Annotated in this window: 13 protein-coding genes; all 13 read right to left on the reverse strand. The window is 60.4% G+C overall.

The window, feature by feature from the left end:
* Window positions 1-82 precede the first annotated feature (82 nt).
* The 13 genes from DXD48_RS01165 to DXD48_RS01225 all read right to left on the reverse strand — a co-directional run bounded on the left by DXD48_RS01165 (window position 83) and on the right by DXD48_RS01225 (window position 19,329).
* Entirely contained in the window at window positions 83-1,300 is a 1,218-nt protein-coding gene (locus DXD48_RS01165) for an FAD-dependent oxidoreductase (protein WP_117563657.1), read from the reverse strand.
* A gap of 103 nt (window positions 1,301-1,403) precedes the next feature.
* Window positions 1,404-2,309: a sugar phosphate isomerase/epimerase gene (locus DXD48_RS01170; protein ID WP_158548902.1), complete on the reverse strand. Its 906-nt coding sequence runs from the start codon at window positions 2,307-2,309 to the stop codon at window positions 1,404-1,406.
* Between the two features lies 1 nt (window position 2,310).
* Window positions 2,311-3,549, reverse strand: coding sequence for a glycoside hydrolase family 105 protein (locus DXD48_RS01175; protein WP_099432661.1), 1,239 nt, complete (start codon window positions 3,547-3,549; stop codon window positions 2,311-2,313).
* Window positions 3,550-3,656: 107 nt separating this feature from the next.
* Complete coding sequence (locus DXD48_RS01180; protein WP_233502287.1) at window positions 3,657-4,325, reverse strand: SGNH/GDSL hydrolase family protein; 669 nt, start codon at window positions 4,323-4,325, stop codon at window positions 3,657-3,659.
* A 68-nt stretch (window positions 4,326-4,393) separates the two neighbouring features.
* Window positions 4,394-6,559, reverse strand: coding sequence for a pectinesterase family protein (locus DXD48_RS01185; RefSeq protein ID WP_117563660.1), 2,166 nt, complete (start codon window positions 6,557-6,559; stop codon window positions 4,394-4,396).
* A 131-nt stretch (window positions 6,560-6,690) separates the two neighbouring features.
* A complete protein-coding gene (locus tag DXD48_RS01190) occupies window positions 6,691-8,286 on the reverse strand; it encodes a glycoside hydrolase family 28 protein (RefSeq protein WP_117563661.1) in 1,596 nt (531 codons plus the stop codon).
* A 114-nt stretch (window positions 8,287-8,400) separates the two neighbouring features.
* Window positions 8,401-9,960 carry an MFS transporter gene (locus tag DXD48_RS01195; RefSeq protein WP_158548903.1) on the reverse strand — a complete coding sequence of 520 codons (1,560 nt, stop codon included), beginning with the start codon at window positions 9,958-9,960 and terminating at the stop codon, window positions 8,401-8,403.
* A gap of 379 nt (window positions 9,961-10,339) precedes the next feature.
* Window positions 10,340-11,824, reverse strand: coding sequence for a UxaA family hydrolase (locus DXD48_RS01200; protein WP_117563663.1), 1,485 nt, complete (start codon window positions 11,822-11,824; stop codon window positions 10,340-10,342).
* Between the two features lie 78 nt (window positions 11,825-11,902).
* Entirely contained in the window at window positions 11,903-13,417 is a 1,515-nt protein-coding gene (locus DXD48_RS01205) for a tagaturonate reductase (RefSeq protein ID WP_117563664.1), read from the reverse strand.
* Between the two features lie 96 nt (window positions 13,418-13,513).
* Window positions 13,514-14,941: a glucuronate isomerase gene (uxaC, locus tag DXD48_RS01210; RefSeq protein ID WP_117563665.1), complete on the reverse strand. Its 1,428-nt coding sequence runs from the start codon at window positions 14,939-14,941 to the stop codon at window positions 13,514-13,516.
* Between the two features lie 461 nt (window positions 14,942-15,402).
* Window positions 15,403-16,482, reverse strand: coding sequence for a LacI family DNA-binding transcriptional regulator (locus DXD48_RS01215; protein ID WP_117563666.1), 1,080 nt, complete (start codon window positions 16,480-16,482; stop codon window positions 15,403-15,405).
* A 143-nt stretch (window positions 16,483-16,625) separates the two neighbouring features.
* Window positions 16,626-16,826, reverse strand: a complete 201-nt coding sequence (locus DXD48_RS01220) for a hypothetical protein (protein WP_035136858.1) — start codon at window positions 16,824-16,826, stop codon at window positions 16,626-16,628.
* 175 nt (window positions 16,827-17,001) lie between these two features.
* Window positions 17,002-19,329 (reverse strand): ferrous iron transporter B, encoded by a 2,328-nt coding sequence (locus tag DXD48_RS01225; RefSeq protein WP_117563667.1) that lies wholly within the window; start codon window positions 19,327-19,329, stop codon window positions 17,002-17,004.
* Window positions 19,330-19,436 lie beyond the last annotated feature (107 nt).

The following is a 19,436-nucleotide window of genomic DNA, read 5'->3' on the forward strand; positions in this document are numbered from 1 at the left end:
AGTTGCGGTGGAATACGGAGTAGATAAGGCCTTTGACAGCCAAAACAGTCCGTATTCCACCGCAACTGATGGGCGGGGTGGGTTAGAGGCCCAGATAGCTGGTCATGCCTTCGACGGCGAGCTTGGCGCCGGCTACGGCATGGACCACGGTGAGCGGGCCGTTGACCACGTCGCCGGCGGCAAAGACGCCAGGCACGGTGGTCATGCCGCACTCATCGACCGAAAGAAGACCGCGATGGTCGGTCTCCAGACCGCCCGTCGTAAGCACCAGTTTGTCCTTGGGCACCTGCGAGGCCGCAATCACAACCGTGTCGGCGGGCACATGGTCAAGTTCTTCCTCGTAGCCCACCACGTTGTCGTCCTCGTCAAAGATAGCCGTCTCGAAAACCGGACCGTTATCGTCGATGGCGCAAATCGCCTTGCCGCGCACGATCTCGGCACCGTCAAGCTCGGTCAGCTCCACCTCGTCATCGATGGCCGAGATATGGCGCGATCGGGCATACACGGTAACCTTGCGAGCGCCCGAGCGCAGAGCCGTGCGGGCAACATCCATGGCCACGTTGCCGGCGCCGATAACCGCCACGTTCTGACCGATCGCCACGCTCGTGGGATCGACCAGGTAATCGATACCAAACAGTACGTTACCACGCGACTCGCCGGGAATACCCAGCTTGCGGGCGCGCCAGGTACCGGTACCGACAAAGACCGCATCGTAGCCGTCGCGCAACAGGTCGTCGATATGCAGCGCGCCGCCAATGGTGGTCGAGGGACGGACGCGTACGCCAAGCGAGCACATCACGTGACGGTACTTTTGCACGAGAGCACGGGGCAGGCGAAACTCGGGGATGCCGTACTCCAGCACGCCGCCGATCTCGGGGCGTTGCTCAAACACCGTGACGGCACAGCCCAGCTGGGCCATCTTAATGGCCACGGTAATGCCGGCAGGACCGGAACCGACCACGGCAACCTGCTTGCCGCACGACGGCGCGGGCTTCCACTCCTTACGGTCCAAATATGCCGTCGAGATATAGTTCTCGATACTCGAAAAATGCACCGGTGCGCCCTTGCGGCCCTGAATGCACGCGCCCTCGCACTGGCCCGAATAGTTGCAGATCATGGAGCAGACCGCGCTCATGGGGTTGTTCTGGAACAGCAGCTCACCTGCCTCTTCCAGACGACGCTGCTTGAACAAGTCAATGACCTGCGGAATAGGCGTCTGCACCGGGCAGCCTTTAAGCTGGCAGAACGCCTTCTTGCACCCAAGGCAACGGTTCGCCTCTTCGATAATGTGGATAGCCACGCAACTCCCCTTTTTGATGTAATCCAATGAGGCGACGATAAAAACCCTTCACCGCCGCCCCCAGTCAAGCAAACTCAATATGCCGCCACGGCAAAAGCCAATGCTATATCTCGCGATGCGGAGCCCCGCAGCGAGCGGACATGCGCTCGAGTGTCGCCAGGCAGCTAGCCGCCGTCGCCGGCACGCTGTTCTCGACCACGCAAGGAATCCCCGAACAGGCGGCAGCCGCCCAGGCCACCACGGGCTCAAAGTCATAGCGGCCCGTCTCGCCCACGCCGTGGCACACCAGGCGAGAACCCGTACCGTCGCACCAGCCGGCTTCGTCCTCGTTGTCGACGACCTCAAAATCCTTGGCGTGCAGCACGCGAATCTTACTGCCGCATAAGTAGAGCATACGCGCGGTGATTTCCTGCGCCTCGCCAACGACGCTGGGATGCAGCAGCGACACCGGGTCGTAGATCACGCCGAGCGCCGGACTCGGGACGCGCTCCAGCACCTCACGGCAGCGATCTGGCGTGTTGACCGTCTCGTTCCAGCCGGGCTCGATCAGTATTTGCCCACCCACGGCCTCGGCGCACTCGCAGACGCGCGCGAGTCCATCCATAAACGCATCGAGTGCCTCGTCGGTCATACGGTCGTCAGCAACGCGGTTCTGCGCATTGGGACGACCGGTCTCGGTGCCAACCGGACAGCCGCCGAGCATCTGAGCAAAGTTCAAGCACGCCTCGTACTCGGCAAAGTTATCCGTGAGCTGTTGTCGATCGGGCGTCGCCAGATTCTTATAACAGCCGAGCACGGCGACCGAAACGCCCGCCTCATCGAGCACCGCACGCAAATGGTCGGCGAGCTCGCGGGTCAGACCGCATCGATCGATTCCCATTGATGCATAGAGCACCTTGCTCGGCAGCTGAATGCACGAAAAGCCCAGCTCTCCTGCCATGCGAATGCGTTCCTCGACGGTCCCCTGCGGAAGGTCGTGTAAACGCACGCCCGGAGTAATGGCCCCCACGCTATTCACGCCCCTTATGAGCATTGATGCCCGGCGTGTAGCCGCCAAACGGGTCGTCGATGGAGCACACGCCCGAAGGGGCAAGCGGATCGCGCTTACCGGCAAGCTTGTCATGATGCATGGTCTCGATATAGGCGAGCACCAGCGGCGCCACGCCCTTCGCGTCGTTTTTGACGACGGGCTCACTCATGTAGTAGCCAAACGTGCCCTCGCGGTGCGCGGTGTTGCCAAGGCCCGCCACCAGACAGATATTGTCAAGCGCCAACTGCCCGTCGCGCTCGGACAGGCACGTGTCGCAGATGCCATCAAAAGCGCGACGGCCGTACTGGTAGTAGCGCTCGCCCAGCACGCCCAGGCGCACGCCCTTCATGATGGCGTTGGCAAAGATGGCGCTGCCCGACTCCTCCAGATAGTTGGGGGCGATATTGGGCAGGTTGATGACCTGGTGCCACATGCCGGTCTTCTCGTCCTGATACGGCAGCATGGCGTCGATCAGGTCGTGGAACATCTTGCGGATCTCGTCCTTCTCGGCCGACATCGAAGGCGGCATGAGCTCCCAGGTATCGATGAGCGCCATGGCAAACCAGCCCTCGGCGCGCAGCCAGAAGTTGGCCGAAAGGCCGGTGACGGGATCGCACCAGAACTGCTTGCGGCTCGCGTCGTAAGCGTGATAGTACAGGCCGTTGAGGGGGTTGCGCATCAGGTCATGCACGACCTGGAACATATGGAAGCTATCCGAGCAGGCACGGCGGTTGTGGAAGCTCAGCTCGTACTGCATGTAGAACGGCTGCGCCATGTACATGCCGTCGAGCCAGATCTGGTTGGGGTAGACGGCCTTGTGCCAAAACACACCCTCTTTGGTACGCGGCTGGGTTTCGAGCTGACGATAGATGGTATCCATGGCGGCACGGTACTTGGGCTTGCCCACCAGGTCATAGAGTTTGTAGAGGGTTTTGCCCGCGTTGACGTTATCGAGGTTGTACTCCTGGGGATCGTAATGCTTGATGGTGCCGTCATCCTGGACAAAGAAGTCGATATAGTCGTCGGCGAAGGTCAGGTAGCGCTGCTCGCCGGTGATCTCGTACAGCTCGATGAGTGCCTTGATCATGCAGCCGTCAATGTAATTCCAGGTGTTCTCCTTGCCGGCGCGAAGCTTTTCGATATTCCAGGCCGGTGCCTGAGGCGTAGAGGTCTCGATCAACTGCTCGATATAACGGTCCAGAATCTGATTGCAACCCATTGCTGTCCCCTCTGACGTTATTGATGGGTGAACGTTTCCCCTAGTGTAACGCGAACGGGGATTATAGGGTGAACGTTAACCCTATAATCCCCGCGAACGGCAAACTTTTAACGGCAAACGGCGGTGAGGCCCGCAGCGATGCGATGCGCCAGGCGCTCATAGCCGGCAGGGCTGTAATGCAGACCGTCCGGCATGTAGAGCTCGCGGTGCTCCGGCAAAAACGGGCTGATGCCGCTTTGCGCATACAGGTCGATCACCGGCACCGAGTAGCGATCGCAGACCTCCAGCATCGCGCGCACATAGGCGTCTTGCGTCAGGCCCAGATGGTTGGCCTCGTTGCTTGCCGGAATATCCTTCTCGTGTTTGCCGCTCGTCTTGCACGGCGTCATAAACACCAGCTTTGCCTGAGGCGAGCGCGCCGTGATGGTGCGGATCAGGTAGTCGAGCGCACCGTAGAACTCGTGCACGTCCGTGCTGCCCAGCTCTCCCAGCGGCACGTTACGGCTAAAGTCGTTAACGCCGCCAAAGACGATGCAGATATCTGCCGTGTGATCGATGCCGTCCAAGCGCTCGACAAACGAATCGCTACGGTCGGCCTTGACGGCAATACGCGAACCCTTAATACCAAAGTTCTCGATCGTAGCGCCGCCCAGCAGCGCACCCAGGTGCGAAGTCCAGGAGATATCGTTGCCTCCCCCGCCGCATCCGTTATCGCCCCAGGTGGTCGAATCGCCAAAGCAGCAGATGGTCGATTCGCTCAAGTTTTTCGTTTCCATATTCTTCTCCTCACCCGCACACCGGCGGTCATACAGGTACATACCGTTCATTCGCAACATCCGAGGGGCTATGCGTGGGCGCATTCCGCAACTTGCGAATCGAGCCATTCGATATCCTCGGCAAGATGCGCCACGCCCAGGTGGTGTCCACCCGGGCAGACCTCGTGCAGAAGGTTTTCGTCCTTGCCCAGCAGCGCGTAGGCGTCGCGAACGATATCGAGCTGCTCGTCTACGTTCGCAAGCCCGCGGGCGCCGTTGAGATGGTCTTTCTCGCAGCTCTGAACCAAGAGCGGCCGTGGCGCAACAAGCGATGCAATGTCGCCCATGTCGAGTAGACGCCAGAGTCCAGGCGTGTAATTGCAGCTGCAATTGCCGTTGAGGTGCAGTAGCGAATCATCAACGCCGTACAGATAGCCCGAGACAAACGCCTTGCGCACGCGCGGGTCGAGCGCGGACAGGTACAACGTCATGTAACCGCCGCCCGAAAAACCAAAGCAGCCCAGGTCGCCCATGGCAATGTCACCGCGTGTCTCCAAGTAATCAATCAAGCGCATGTTGTCCCAGGCGTTGAGGCCCGCGACCGTAAGACCCAGCGGCTCGGCCATACGTGCTTGATTCAGACACGTACCGCGCAGGTAGCTGTTCTCGTCGTCGCCCTGACCCTTCCAGTCACGACGGTATCCCCAACCACGCGCATCGGGGCAGACGGTCACGTAACCCATGCGCGCCAAACGCAGACCGTAGTCGTAATTGAACTTACGCACGGCATCGTCGACCGCCGGCACGCCCGCAACGCCGGCTATGCTTGCAGCACCCGCCCCCTGGTGACCATGCGGGCAGATATAGCAGCGCTTGAGTCCCCGCTCGTCAAGCTTGGGGCGGGACGGCTCCAACAGGTAAAACGGCATCCACACATCGTGCTCAACCTGCAACACCGCATGAGTACGCACGATGCTGCCGGCAACCCGTACGCGATTGAGCTCACGAATCTCAATTGGGGCGCGGTCCATAAGCGAAAGACCCAAAATATCGTACAGACGAGTCCTGGTCGCAGCCTTCCATGCCTCAAAGTCTGTGGGAGTCTTGCCCGTAAATGCGGCCGAGCGCCCCTCGCGCTTCAGTCGGGCGCGCAGCGCAGGTTCGTCCTCGTAGTACGTCTCGATGTGCACGGTGCGGCCATTGGCAGATAGCCCGGCCGTCTCTACCGCATCACCGTCGCCGCCCTCGGGATCCCAACCATCCGTGCCGGCAAGCACTTGGTCACGCGCATAGCGTTCGGAATCCTGACCGGTCAGGCAATGCGCCCACGTCACCCAAGCGGCAGTATCACCCACCGGGCCAAACAGGGCACCGCCGGCATACAGGGTGCCGTCATGTGCCGCTGGCTTATTCCAATCCCACCAACCCTCGAGTGAAATATGGGGGCCCAGCCAGCATTCGAGCAAAACGGTCTGGGCCCACTCGCGCCATGGACGACCCAGATAGACCGATCCGGGGGCAATGCCCTCATCGGCTGTAAACGAACAGCCATGAAACACAAATCCGTACGGCTCGCCCTGAGGCGTGGAGGCTGCCGTTACATACCCGTTGACATCCATATCGCGGTTGAGCGAGCGAATCTCACACCCCTCAAAGTAAGCACGCGCGCCGCCAAAGATAAAGTCGACATCGCCCTCGATCCGGCAACGTCGAAAATACTGCCGCCCCACGCGGCGCGGGGCGAACTGCTTGGGGCCTATAAAGCCGCCCGGCTTGGCCTCGCGCGGCGGCAGCGGCCCCAAAAAGAGCGTGTCCTGGTGTCCCTTAATGCAGCAGGCATCGACAACCAGGCGGTCACCATCGGCATACAGGGCAATCGCCTGGCCGACCTCGCGCCCATCACCGGCGTTGTTTTCGATTGTTAGACCCGCAAGCGTCACGTCGTCGGCATCGACCAGCACCGTGTACGTACGGAAGGTGCCGAGTCTTCCATCCTGGCCGCTACCATCTTCCGAAGGCATCTTGGCACCCAGGCCTCCCACGATACGCACGCTGTCGGCCGTCTCGCCCTCGAGCGTCACATACGGACGACGAATTTCGACCTGCTCGCGATACTCGCCCGGCGCCACCAGCACTCGCACCGGCACGGTCACATCGGGCACACACCGCTCCGCCGCCTCGAGCGCCGCCGAAATGCTGCGATACGCGCCTTCGCGTTCGAGCGATACCTCAAAGAGCTGTTCTTTACCACTCATCTGTCATTACGCTTTCTGTCACAGAACACCCACCGTGCAGTACCGGCACCTATAGATTGCGTGCGACAGCCGGGCAGACCCGACCGTCGCACGCCTCAACATGCCGTATTCACTTGTGCAGGAGCACTACCCTACGCGCGGATAACCTTGTCGACGTTTTGCAGCTGCAGCTCGTCGCCATCCTGACCCTCGATGCGCACGTTCTGCAGGTCGAGGACTTTCACGTTCTGCGCGATGATGCCCTGGCGCACCATGGGCTCCACGCCGCAGGCCATGGCCGGCACAAAGGGCTCGGCATCGGCGGCAAAGGTCACATGGACATCCTGGAACGTCAGGCGCGTCACCTTGCTCTCGGGAAGGCCCGTGATATAGGCCGCGGCCGCATGGCAGTTGGTGGCCTCGATATCGCAAAACGTCGTGGCGCCAAAGCCGGGCGTACGGTCGTCGACGGGCAGCGCCTCGCGAGACTGCACGTAGTCGGTCTTGCCGTCCTTGTCGCAGAAGTAGAACGAGTTGACCACGAAGGGCGTGAGCACCTTATCCATGCGAATGTGCTCGAAGGTGATGCCCTCGTTGACGGCGTCCTTGCCGCGTCCGCGGCGTGTCTTGACGCGCAGGCCGCGGTCGGTGCGCTCAAAGAGGCACTTGCTCACGGTGAGGTCCTTGATGCCGCCGGCGGCCTCGGATCCCAGCACCACGGCGCCGTGGCCGTCGTGCATGTAGCAGTGCGAGATCAGCACGTCGTGCGTGGCGGGACGGAGCTCGGGTTCAATGCCCAGTTTGCCGCTCTTGATGGCGATGCAGTCGTCCCCCACCGAGAACTGACAGCCAAGGATGCGGACAAAACCGCAGCTCTCGGGATCGAAACCGTCGGTGTTGTGGGAGTTCTTGGGACCCTCGATGGACAGGCACAGGGCATCGACGTGCTCGCACAGAATGGGATGGATATTCCACGACGGGCTGTTGCGCACGGTAAAGCCGGCAAGGCTCACGTTTTCGCACTCGGACAGGAAAATCATGCGCGGGCGGGCGACCTCGCGGCCCTCCTCGGGACGGAAGATGTTCTTAAAGTCCTTGTTCCACCAGTTGTCCTCGGCAAAATCGGTCTGGCCGTCGATGGCGCCGCGGCCATAGATGCACACGTCGTGCACGCTCAGGCCCGTAAAGGTCGAACAGTAGGTCGAAAAGCTCTCGCCTTCCCAGCGGCCCAGGGGCAGCATGTCGGTGCCGGCATACCCGGCGCCCTCGTCGCCCGTGACCGTGCCCGGAATGTAGGCAAGCGCCGCGCGGTCGTGACGGGCCAGCAGCACCGCGCCCTCGGCAAGCTCGATGTTGATATTGCTCTTAAGGAAGAGGGACTTGATGCGGTAGTTGCCGGCGGGGATCAGCACGCGCCCGCCCTTGGAGCAGGCCATGATGGCAGCCTGAATGTTGGTGGTGTCATCGTGCTCGGCATCGCCCTTGGCTCCGCAGTCGCGAACGTTGATGGTAAAGGGCTCCGCCGGCGTGGTGACGCCTACGCTCAACTCGCGCTCGCCGCAGACAAAGCGGATCAGGTTGCGCTTGCCGGGAGTCAGGCCATCGACATAGGTCTCGACCGTATTCGTGGTACCGGCGGGCTCATCGTTGACAAAGATCTCCCACGTATCGGCACAGGTAAAGTAGCCGCCATCGTCGAGCTCGATAACGGCCGCGCGGGCATTGCGCCAGATAACGTTCGTCTCCATGGGTCTCTCCCTCAAATGTAATCAGAAGTTCATACTAGTCGTTTTTAAAAAAGGGCCGTACCCGCCGGTGGATCTCCGGTGGCACGGCCCTGTGGTTTGGACGATGCGCCTGCCCTACTCGGCGGGAATTACGCTGCCGTCCTGGAAGCCAACATTGTTGTGGGCGAAGCAGTCCTCGTATTTAAAGCCGGAGAGCTCCTCGCAAAGCGCCTTGACCTCGGGCTTGACGTCGGCCATCTTGCCACCCTCCTTGACACGGTGGATCTCGTCGCAAAGGATGTCGCACTGCTCCTTGTCGATCTTGATGCCGCGGGCAAGGACGGCCGCGAGCAGGAAGAAGCCGGCGCAGCCGATGAGCATGCAGCCGCAGATGTACAGAGGCACGGTGGCGGGCTGGGTCACGGCGTCGCTGTTGCCGGCGGTCTGAATGAAGCCGGAGGCAGCAAGGACGATAGCCCATACGTTGACGGCAACAGCCTGGGCGATCTGCTGGCAGAGCTGCTGTGCGGAGCTGTAGATGCCCTCGCGACGACGCAGGGTGATGAGCTCATCGACATCGGGGATGTAGTTGAGCAGAACATCGGGCAGATACTGGAAGCCAACGTAGAAGAACTTCCAGATGGCGAAGATGATGGGGTAGGCGATCATGGCGATGGCGACCGTGGAGGTGCCGTTGATCTGACCAAAGGCGAAGTAGTTGTAGGCGATGATGCACGCGGCGCAACCGACGTTTGCCAGGTACCAAGACTTGTGGAAGCCCTTCTTGGCCATGAGGGCGACCCAGATGGCGGTGCAGACGATAGCGACGACCTTGCCGGGCATCTCCATCACGGACTCGTAGGACTTAGGAATCTGCAGACAGTAGACGATGAAGAAGGACAGGCACGCAGACCAGCAGGCAGCGGCGAGCTTCGTGGAGACCTGCGCATACAGGACCTTGCGGAAGGACTTGTTGCGGAAGGTAGAGATAACGTCGATGAAAAACTTCTTGATACCCTCGCCGACGCTCTCGATCTTCTCCTGAGCGACCTCCTCGGGGGTGTGCTCCCACGTAGACAGGTACACGCAGAGCAGCGAGATTGCCATGACCGAAGCGTTAATCGTAGCAATAATGAAGTAGCTGAACGGGTTGGTCTCGCCGAAGGTGCCAAAGCCAAAGCCGACGAGTGCTGCCATCAGGAAGCCGGCGGCGTTACCAAAGAGGTGCTTGTAGCCGGTGAGGTACGTACGCTCCTTGAAGTCATCGGTCATCTCGATGGTAAGCGGCGACAGGTTGGCGGTGCAGAACGTGTACGCGACGTTGTAGATCAGGTACAACACAAAGTAGTACGGGAAACCAAACGGCGTAGCCACAAAGATGAGCGGCTCGGCGACCATCATCGGGATAGCCAGCAAGATCCAGAAACGGCGGCGGCCAAAGATGCGGCCGATCTTAGTAGCGTAGAAGTTATCGGCCACAAAGCCCATGAGCGGGCACAGAATGGCGTTGAGATAGATGGCGAACGAGCTGATCAGCGCAGCCTCGCCTGCGGACAGACCGCACTCCGTGGACAGGAACAGCACCATGTAGCTGTGCGTAAAGCTCAGGGCACCGGAGTTGAGCATGCCGCCCATACCAAAGCCCAAGCGCGTCCAGAATGTGATCTTGCGCTTTTTACCGATCTTGTTAGTCATCGAGCTCCCTCTCTTTTCTCGATTGTCTTGTAACAAGACATTGGAGTCCATACCGATGTCTGTCTGCATATCGCCCACTCGTAGGGTGAACGTTTAGCTAGATTATGCGCGATTGAATATGATAGGTGAACGTTCACTTGTATATTATCCTTGAACGGTCGTTTTTTGCCGTTAAACGGACATCTGACTTGAAAAAAATCACGATTACATGGGTATTGAGTGGGTTTAAATTTGAGGTCGATTAGGTGAACGTTTATTGTTTTCGCCGCTCCCGTACTCTCAGAAAGACACGCCCGAACAGACAGAACAAACATGGCCCCGCCGGGAACACTCCCGACGGGGCCATGGTCAATAGCGCCCTATGCGAACCCATTTACCGCTACAGGCAGACGCCATCCTTCCAGATGCTGATCTCGTGACAGCCGCGACGCTCGGCACTCGTAAGCTTGCCGCTCGCCGTGTCCAGCACCATCTGATACAGGTCGTCGGCAGCCTCATCGAGCGTGCGCTCGCCCGTAGCCACCACGCCGGCGTTAAAGTCCATCCAGTTGGCCTTGTGGTCGCACAGACGCTGGTTGGTGAACACCTTGAGGGTAGGCGCCGGTGCGCCAAACGGCGTGCCGCGGCCGGTCGAGAACAGGATTACGTGGCAGCCGGCAGCCGTCAGGGCCGTGGTGGATACCATGTCGTTGCCCGGACCGCACAGCATGTTCAGGCCATGCTTGGTAGCCTGACCGGCATACGGCAGTACGTCGACGATGGGGGCAGATCCGCCCTTTTGCACGCAGCCGCAGCTCTTGTCCTCGAGCGTGGTAATGCCGCCGTCCTTGTTGCCGGGGCTCGGGTTCTCATAGACGACCTCGCCGTGGCTGATAAAGTAGTCCTTAAAGCCGTTGAGCATGTCGGCAGCTGCGTTAAAGACGTCCTGGCTCTCACAGCGATCGAGCAGAATGCTCTCCGCGCCAAACATCTCGGGAACCTCGGTGAGCACCGACGTGCCGCCGCGGGCGACAACCATATCGCTCACGCGACCGATCGTGGGGTTGGCGGTAATGCCCGAAAGACCGTCAGAGCCGCCGCACTTAAGGCCAATGACCAGCTCGGAGGCAGGAATGGGCTCACGCTTGGCCTGCTTGGCCAGGTCGGCAAGCTCGGACAGGATCTTGTGACCCTCGACCTGCTCGTCGGCTACATCCTGGCAGGCGAGGAATCGAACGCGCTCGCGATCGAAGTCACCGAGCTCGTCGAGTACCTGCTGGTGCGTGCAGTTTTCGCAACCGAGGGACAGGAACAGCACACCCGCAGCGTTTGCGTGACGCGAGAGCGCCACCAGCAGACGGCGCGTCTGGGCATGGTCGGCACCGGTCTGCGAGCAGCCAAAGGGATGCGGGAAGTAGTAAACGCCCTCCAGCGAGCCCTCGACCAGATCCTGAGCCTGCTCGCACATGGCACGTGCGACCTCGTTGACGCAGCCGACCGTGGGGATGATCCACAGCTCGTTGCGCGTGGCGGCGCGGCCGTCAGCGCGGCGGAAGCCCATAAAGGTCTCGGGCTCAACCGGTTCAACGACCGGATGCGTCGGGTTGTAAGCGTACTCGACCTCGCCCGAAAGGTTGGTCTTGACGTTATGCGTATGAAGCCACTGACCGGGCTGGATGTCGCCCGTCACGTGACCGATAGGAAGACCGTACTTGACGACGTCCTCCCCCGCCGCAATGGCACGCACGGCCATCTTGTGGCCCTGCGGAATATCCTCCGCGGCAACGACCTCGCCCACCCCGGGAACCGCGACGGCGGTGCCCTTGGCAAGCGGCGACAGCGCGACGATCACGTTGTCGGCCGGATTGATCTGGATAGTATTCATTACAAAGAGTCCTAACCCTACAGGTTGAGCAGAAGTCAGCGGGCGCCCGCCAGTTGCCCGGCGGGCGCACAGAAGGATTTAGGCCTGGGCGTTGGCGAAGGCCTGCTTGGCGCCCTCGACGCGCACGACGGCAAGCGCGTTGACGACAAACTCCTCAAGGCTGGCAATCTGCGTAAGGTCCTCGCCCCACATCTGCTCGTTGCTGAGCACGTCGTGCACCAGCTCGGCATCGTCTGCACCGGCGTGGGCGGCGTAGAAGTCGAGCACGAAGGCATCGTCCTGAGCGGTGTACTCGGTGCCGTCGGCGCGGCGCAGGTGCAGGCCATCGCCCTCGCGAGCAACGAGCTCCTGCGTATAGAAGGCAATGAGCGTAGCGAGGCTCGTCGCCAGGCACTTGGGCAGGCTGCCGGTCTCGGCAACATAGTCCTTGAGCGTGGGCAGGTCGCGAGCGCGCCATTTGGCGGTTGAGTTGAGGCAAATGGAGAGCAGCGCGTGGTCGATAAACGGGTTGTCGAAGCGGTTCTCGACGGCGGCGGCGAAGGCCTTGCAGTCCTCGACATCAAGATCGGCGGCAAGCGTCGGGATGACCTCGTCGTAGAGCATGGTGTTCATGAAGCCACGAACGGTCTCGTCGTGCATGCAATCGCGCACGATGTCAAAGCCGGCAACCCAGGAGCCCGGAACAAAGGCAGTGTGGGCGCCGTTGAGGATGCGGACCTTGCGCTTCTTGTACGGGGTGACATCGGGGGTCACAAAGACACCCGGCAGGCCGGCCTTCACGAAGGGCAGACGCTCCTTGAGCGACTCATCGCCCTGGATACCCCACATCTGGAAGGGCTCGCGCACGGCCAGGAAGGGATCCTCGTAGCCCAGGCGCTCGGCCACGGCAGCGGCCTCCTTGGGGTCGCGGATACGGCCGGGGACGATAGTGTCGACGAGCGTGGTGCAGACGGTGCAGTCGTTGGCCATCCACTGCGCAAACTCGTCCTCCCAGCCCCAGTCGCTCACGTACTGGTTCATGATGCGCAGCAGCTCCTCGCCGTTGTGATCGATGAGCTCACAGGCGAGCACGATGACGCCCGGCTTGCCGGCGGCCCAGCGGGTGTGGAGCACCTGGGCAAGCTTAGCGGGGAAGCTCGCGGGCGGCATGTCGTCGGCCTTGCAAGACGGATCGTAGGCAATGCCGGCCTCGGTGGTGTTGGAGACGATAATCTCCAAATCGTCGGAGACGGCGACCTCCATCATGGCACGGTAGTCGTCCTCGCGATACGGATTGAGGCAGCGGCTGCAGGCGCTGATCACACGAGACTCGTCGACCGTGTTGCCGTTCTCCTTGCCGCGCACCAGCACGGTGTACAGGTCATCCTGAGCGTTAATGCCGTCGGCAAAGCCAAAGGCACCGCTGATGGGCTGGACCATGACAACCTTGCCGTTCCAGCCGGTTGCCTCGTTGCCCATGTCAAAGAAGCGGTCGACAAAGGCGCGCAGGAAATTGCCCTCGCCAAACTGCAGAACCTTCTCGGGCGCGTCCTTGGGCAGCAGGTAGCCCTTGTAGCCGATCTTCTCGAGCGTCTCGTAGCTGATGTTCTCCATCGATGTCTCTCCTTAGATTGCTGTTAGCGTGCAGGCAAAACGGGGGCGCCGCGTGTGGCAACGGCGCTCCCGAGTTCGGTGTGATTCGATGCGGGTTTAAGCCTCGACGGTATCCAGGTCAAAGCCAAAGTAGCGGACTGCGTTGTTGTAGCTGATGTCGCGCACGATGTCGCCCAGCAGCTCCATGTCGGCCGGATACTTGCCCTGCTCGACCCACTCGCCGATCACGCCGCACAGCACGCGACGGAAGTACTCGTGACGCGGGTAGGACAGGAAGGAGCGCGAATCGGTAAGCATGCCCACAAAGTTGCCCAGCACGCCCTCGTTAGCCAGAGCCGTGAGCTGCTCGCGCATACCGACCTCGTTGTCGTTGAACCACCAGGCAGAGCCGTTCTGGATCTTGCCGGCGGTCGGAGCCTCCTGGAAGCAGCCCATCACGGTATCGATCATGGTGTTGTCAATGGGGTTCAGGCTATACAGGATGGTTTTGGGCAGACCCGTGGACTCCTGGATGGAGTTGAGGAAATCGGCCAGCTGGTCGGACGGCGTGTAGTTGGAGATGCAGTCGTAGCCGGTGTCGGGACCGAGCTTGGCGAACATAGCGCGGTTGTTGTCACGCTTGCAGCCAAAGTGCAGCTGCATGGCCCAGCCAAGGCGGACATACTCGCCGGCGACGAACCGCATAAAGGCCGTCTTGTACTTGAGGATCTCGTCCTCGGCAAGCGGCTCGGCGGCAAGGCCCTTGGCAAAGATAGTCTCGATCTCGTCGGCGGTAGCCGGAACGTACATAACGTAGTCGAGCGCGTGGTCGGAAGCGCGGCAGCCCAGCTCGTGGGCAACGTCGTAGCGCTTGGAGATGGCGGCCTTCATGCCCTCGAAGTCGCTGATCTCAACGCCAGCAACCTCGGAGAGATGCTTGCAGTAGTCGGCGAACTCCTGGCCACGTTCGATGCGCAGGGCGGCATCGGGGCGCATGGCAGGAACGACCTGAACGTCAAAACTGTCGTCGGCGGCAATCTTCTTGTGCCACTCAAAGCTGTCGGCGGGGTCATCGGTAGTGCAGATCATGCGGACGTTGGACTGCTTGATCAGGTTGCGGCAGGTAAAGCTAGCCTCAGCGAGCTTGGCGTTGGCAAGGTCCCAGACCTCCTGAGCGGTTTTGCCGTTCAGGACACCCTCGTAGCCAAAGTAACGCTTAAGCTCCAGGTGGCTCCACTCAAAGACGGGGTTGCCCACGCAACGGCCCAGGGTCTCGGCCCACTTCTGGAACTTCTCGCGAGCAGGGGCATCGCCGGTAATGAAGCGCTCGTCGACGCCGTTGGCACGCATCAGGCGCCACTTGTAGTGGTCACCGCCCAGCCAAACCTCGGTGATGTTCTCAAAACGCTTGTCGTCCCAGATCTCCTTGGGAGAAATGTGGCAGTGGTAGTCGACGATGGGCATGCCCTCGGCAAAGTTGTGGAACAGCTCCTCGCCGGTCTTGGTGCTCAGCAGGAAATCCTGATCGTCCATGAAGTTTTTCATCAAACAACCCTTTTGTTGGCGGAGCGGGCGCACGATGCGCTCGTTATCCTCTAGGTGAACGTTCACTATACTAATTCATTGCGACTTAAAAGGTGAACGTTCACCTAACCACCATGGGGTGAACGGTCGATTTTGTCCGTTCAACGGTTGTTGGAGCCGTGACACGCATGCATTGCGGATGGACTAACGTCCCCGAACACCGAACCTGGGCGTTTTTGCTCAGGTGGGTCATGTCTCGGCGTACATTTTTGGGAATATTCAGCATCGGGGCGTACTGCGCACCGTCCTCGACGCCCTATTTGATGCGCATATCGCGCCCGATCGGCATAAAAAAGTGCCTCCGATGGCGATTTACGCCATCGGAGGCACTTAAAACAGTCGTTCTGAGCCTCTTTCGGAACACGCCATTGCTGAATACTCCAAAAAATGCACGTCGCAAGAGGGGGTACCTGACCAAACGGCTAAATTCCCGCAAGCTCGCAGTAGCGGTCGACGTTGCTGGCAAACACCATCTCCACAGCACCCTTCTGCACGGGCTCCGCCGGAGTTTTACCCCACAGCAAATACTCGCCCAAGGTCTTGGCACCACGGTAGGCCAAGCTCACCGGGTCCTTATAGACGATATTGGTAAAAATGCCACGGCGTAAGGCCAGGGCGCTCTCGGGGAACAGGTCGTTGCCGATTACCATGACCTTGCCGGCCTTGCCGCTCGAAACAAGCGCGTCAGCGACCACCTCGGAACCAACGGCAAAAACGCTACAGATGAGCTCGGGAGCATCCGGCGCACTCAAGCGCTGCTCAAGCTCGCGCTCGAGCTGTTTGACTTGCGCATGGGCACCGGCAAGGTCCTCAACCCGCCATGGAATATCGTGCTCGCGCAGGTAATTATGAAAGGCGCGGGCGGTCAGATAGTGCGAGTCGGTATAAGGGTCGCCCGCCAACAGGAGCACGCGGGCGTCAGCCCCAGAAGCGTGGACCAGGTTAGCCGCCTGCTCTGCCATAAGACTGCCCGCCGCGGAATAGTCCGCCAGACTGGCACCCAGGCGATCGAGGTGCGGTCGGTCGCCGTCGACGAGCTCGATCGCCACACCCGCCTCGGCAATCTGCCTCAAGAGTTCGGTTGCGCGGTCATCGCCCGGAACATAGGCAAGCAGACCGTCAATCTTCTCGCCTACCTGCAGACGCTCATCAATCTGCTCGAGCGCATCGGCGTAGCCGCCCACGCCAAATTCTACGCGCTCAACCGTAATGCCCTGATCGATGACCTCCTGCTCAAAGCGGTTGCAGCCTTCCCAAAGGTAACGGAAAAAGTACGCCCCCTCGCGCGATGCGCGGGGCAGGCAAAACACCAGGTTGATATCCTTGCGCCGCAGGCTTGAGGCACTTGTGTTGCGATGGTAGCCCATGGCCTCGGCCTTGGCATTCACCTTGGCACGCACGGATTCGCTCACGCCGGCCTTGCCCGTCAGGGCCTTATGCACGGTATTGATGGAAACGCCAAGCTCGGCGGCTATGTCCTTCATGGTTACGCGAGCGCTCATGGGGTTACTCCGTTATAGATAAGTTGCCAATTAACAGTACAGGTAACGATACCCCAAAATCACTCTTCAACTCGCCGCGCTCTCCCCCAAATGTGCAAAGCGCCCCGCGAACGGATGCTCGCGGGGCGCTTGGATGACGGACCTTACTTGATACCGCGGCCCAAGTCTTCGGCGATTTTGTCTACGCCCTTAAGTGCGGCGCAGGTCTTTTTGTTGGAGCAATGTCCTGTGCAAACGCCACCTTGAGCGCAGTCGGCGCAAGTGCCCTTACGATAAATGCGCACGCACACGGCGACAAACGCAATGCCGATAACAGCCAGTACAACAATATCGATAGGTGCCATAGCAAGCCTCCTCTAGTTAACCATCACTTACTTTACCCCATTCTCCACCTACCAAAAAGGGGCAGGTTTATTTTGGTCGGTTTTATCTGCGGAAACGCCACATCTCCCTCACCAAAAAGCCCGAGTGTCGCTGGGACACCCGGGCTCGTGAAAAGGGGCTAATCCTTATTCGGACTTAGGCGGAAACCGTGGCAGAAGCGGTGTTGGTCTCGTCCTCGTCGGTCCATGCATGCTTGGGCATGGGACGGAAGATCTGGAAGAGCATCGCAGCCAGCAGCACGATGGCCACAACCGTCCAGATACCAAACTGCCCAAGAACAAGCAGGTTATAGAACTGGTTGATGAACAGGCCGATGACCCAAGCAAAGGCACACTCGTAGCCGATGGCAATCGCGGTCCACTTACCGGAGTTCATCTGGTTACGGATGGTGCCGATAGCGGCAAAGCACGGAGCGCACAGCAGGTTGAAGGCACCAAAGGCGACGCAAGCGCCCATGGTCGGGAACATAGCCGCAAACGCGGTCCACAGGCTCGGGTCGGTCTCGCCGGCGTCGGCAACGGACAGCAGCGAGCCGGCGGTGGCGACAACGTTCTCCTTGGCAACGAGACCCGAGACGGTCAGTGCGGTGGCCTGCCAGGTGCTAAAGCCGAGCGGGGCGAAGATCCAAGCGACCAGGTTGCCGAACATGGCAAGCACGGAGTAATCCATGAACTCCTCGGGGATGCCCTCCATGGAAGGCAGGTAGCCAAAGGCGCCGTTGTAGCTACCAAAGTTGGAGAGGAACCAAACGACGACGGTGGACGCAAAGATGACCGTGCCGGCCTTCTTGATAAAGGCGAAGCAGCGCTCCCACACGTGCAGCGCCCAAGAGCGGATCGCCGGGAAGTGGTAGGCAGGAAGCTCCATAACAAACGGCGTCGGGCGGCCGGCGAAGAGCTTGGTCTTCTTGAGCATGAGGCCCGAGGCAATGACGGCAAAGACGCCCAGGAAGTAGAAGAGCGGGCTGATCCACGCAGCGGTGGTAGAAGAGTCGCCAATGATGGAACCCATAAGTAGGGCGATGATCGGCAGCTTGGCGCCGCAAGGGATGAACGTGGTGGTCATGACCGTCATGCGGCGGTCCTTCTCGTTCTCGATGGTCTTGGTAGCCATGACGCCGGGGACGCCGCAGCCCGAGGACACGAGCATGGGGATAAAGGACTTACCGGACAGGCCAAAGCGGCGGAACACGCGGTCCATGATGAAGGCGACGCGGGCCATGTAACCGCAGTCCTCCAAGAAAGACAGCATCACAAAGAGCAGGAACATCTGCGGGACGAAGCCCATGATGGCGCCGATGCCAGCCACGATGCCGTCGCAGACCAGCGAATCGACGAGGCCACCGTCCTCGGTACCGCCCGCCACGAGAGCGTCATGCACCGCGGTGGTGATACCCGGGACATAGGGGCCGTACTGTGCCGGGTCGACCGAGTCGGCGTTGTCGCCCGCAGCCTCAACAGCCGCGTCATAGGCGTCGCGACCCTGACCGAGCACGTACCAGCCGTCGGTGCCGAAGAGCTGGTCGTTGGTGAAGTCGGTCACCGTGCCGCCCAGGGTGGAAACGGCGATGTAGTACACGCAGAACATGATGACCACAAAGATCGGCAGGCCCAGGATACGGTTGGTAACCACGCGGTCGATCTTCTCGGAGGTGCTCATCTTGGCCGGAGCCTTGGTCATGCACTCGTCGATAATGTGGGCAATCACGCCATAGCGCTCGCCGGTGATGATGGACTCGGCGTCGTCGTCGCAATCCTGCTCGCACTGGGCGACCAGCTGCTCCACGCGAGCGGCCTTCTCCTTAGTGAGGTTGATGAGCTTGCAGGCGTCCGCGTCGCGCTCGAACAGCTTGACGGCGTAGTAGCGACGCTTGTTGGCGGGAACGCTCGCCGGCAGATTGTTCTCGATGTGGTCCAGAACGTCCTCGATGGAGGAATCGAACTTGTGCTCCGGCACCTGGCCCTTGGAAGCAGCGGACTTCTTGACCTGCTCGAACAGCTCGTTGATGCCCTTGTTCTTAAGGGCCGAGATCATCATGACCGGGCAGCCGAGCTTCTTGGAGAGCTTGTCCGTGTCGATCTTGTCGCCGTTCTTCTCGACCAAGTCGGCCATGTTGAGGGCGACGACCACGGGCAGGCCGGTCTCGATAACCTGAAGCGCCAGGTACAGGTTGCGCTCGAGGTTGGTGGCGTCGACCACCTGGACGACGACATCGGGCTCGCCGCTCATGAGGTAATCGCGCGAGCATTGCTCCTCGGGGCTGTAGGGGGAAAGCGAGTAGATGCCAGGGAGGTCTGTGATGGTAACGTTCTTGTCGCTTAGGAGCTTGGCCTCCTTTTTCTCAACCGTGACGCCGGGCCAGTTGCCAACGTAGCCGTTGGCGCCCGTGATCAGGTTGAAAAGCGTGGTCTTGCCACAGTTGGGGTTACCCGCCAGCGCGACATGGATCTGAGAATCCGCCATTCAATCCTTCTTCCTTGTGTGCCTGCGCTGCTTTCTCCGCGCAGGCTGGATAATGTGCTTTAAAGTTGCTGCATTAAGTTAGAAATACCTAACTTTACCTGCAGAAA

Origin of the sequence: Collinsella sp. TM05-37, from assembly GCF_003436455.1 — a bacterium.
Lineage (GTDB): Bacteria > Actinomycetota > Coriobacteriia > Coriobacteriales > Coriobacteriaceae > Collinsella.

Excerpts from the sequence above, each read along its gene's own strand:
- DXD48_RS01175 (WP_099432661.1), bottom strand. The coding sequence starts at position 3,549 with ATGGGTTGCAATCAGATTCTGGACCGTTATATCGAGCAGTTGATCGAG.
- DXD48_RS01180 (WP_233502287.1), bottom strand. The coding sequence starts at position 4,325 with ATGGAAACGAAAAACTTGAGCGAATCGACCATCTGCTGCTTTGGCGAT.
- DXD48_RS01185 (WP_117563660.1), bottom strand. The coding sequence starts at position 6,559 with ATGAGTGGTAAAGAACAGCTCTTTGAGGTATCGCTCGAACGCGAAGGC.
- DXD48_RS01190 (WP_117563661.1), bottom strand. The coding sequence starts at position 8,286 with ATGGAGACGAACGTTATCTGGCGCAATGCCCGCGCGGCCGTTATCGAG.
- DXD48_RS01195 (WP_158548903.1), bottom strand. The coding sequence starts at position 9,960 with ATGACTAACAAGATCGGTAAAAAGCGCAAGATCACATTCTGGACGCGC.
- DXD48_RS01200 (WP_117563663.1), bottom strand. The coding sequence starts at position 11,824 with ATGAATACTATCCAGATCAATCCGGCCGACAACGTGATCGTCGCGCTG.
- DXD48_RS01205 (WP_117563664.1), bottom strand. The coding sequence starts at position 13,417 with ATGGAGAACATCAGCTACGAGACGCTCGAGAAGATCGGCTACAAGGGC.
- uxaC (WP_117563665.1), bottom strand. The coding sequence starts at position 14,941 with ATGAAAAACTTCATGGACGATCAGGATTTCCTGCTGAGCACCAAGACC.
- DXD48_RS01215 (WP_117563666.1), bottom strand. The coding sequence starts at position 16,482 with ATGAGCGCTCGCGTAACCATGAAGGACATAGCCGCCGAGCTTGGCGTT.
- DXD48_RS01220 (WP_035136858.1), bottom strand. The coding sequence starts at position 16,826 with ATGGCACCTATCGATATTGTTGTACTGGCTGTTATCGGCATTGCGTTT.
- DXD48_RS01225 (WP_117563667.1), bottom strand. The coding sequence starts at position 19,329 with ATGGCGGATTCTCAGATCCATGTCGCGCTGGCGGGTAACCCCAACTGT.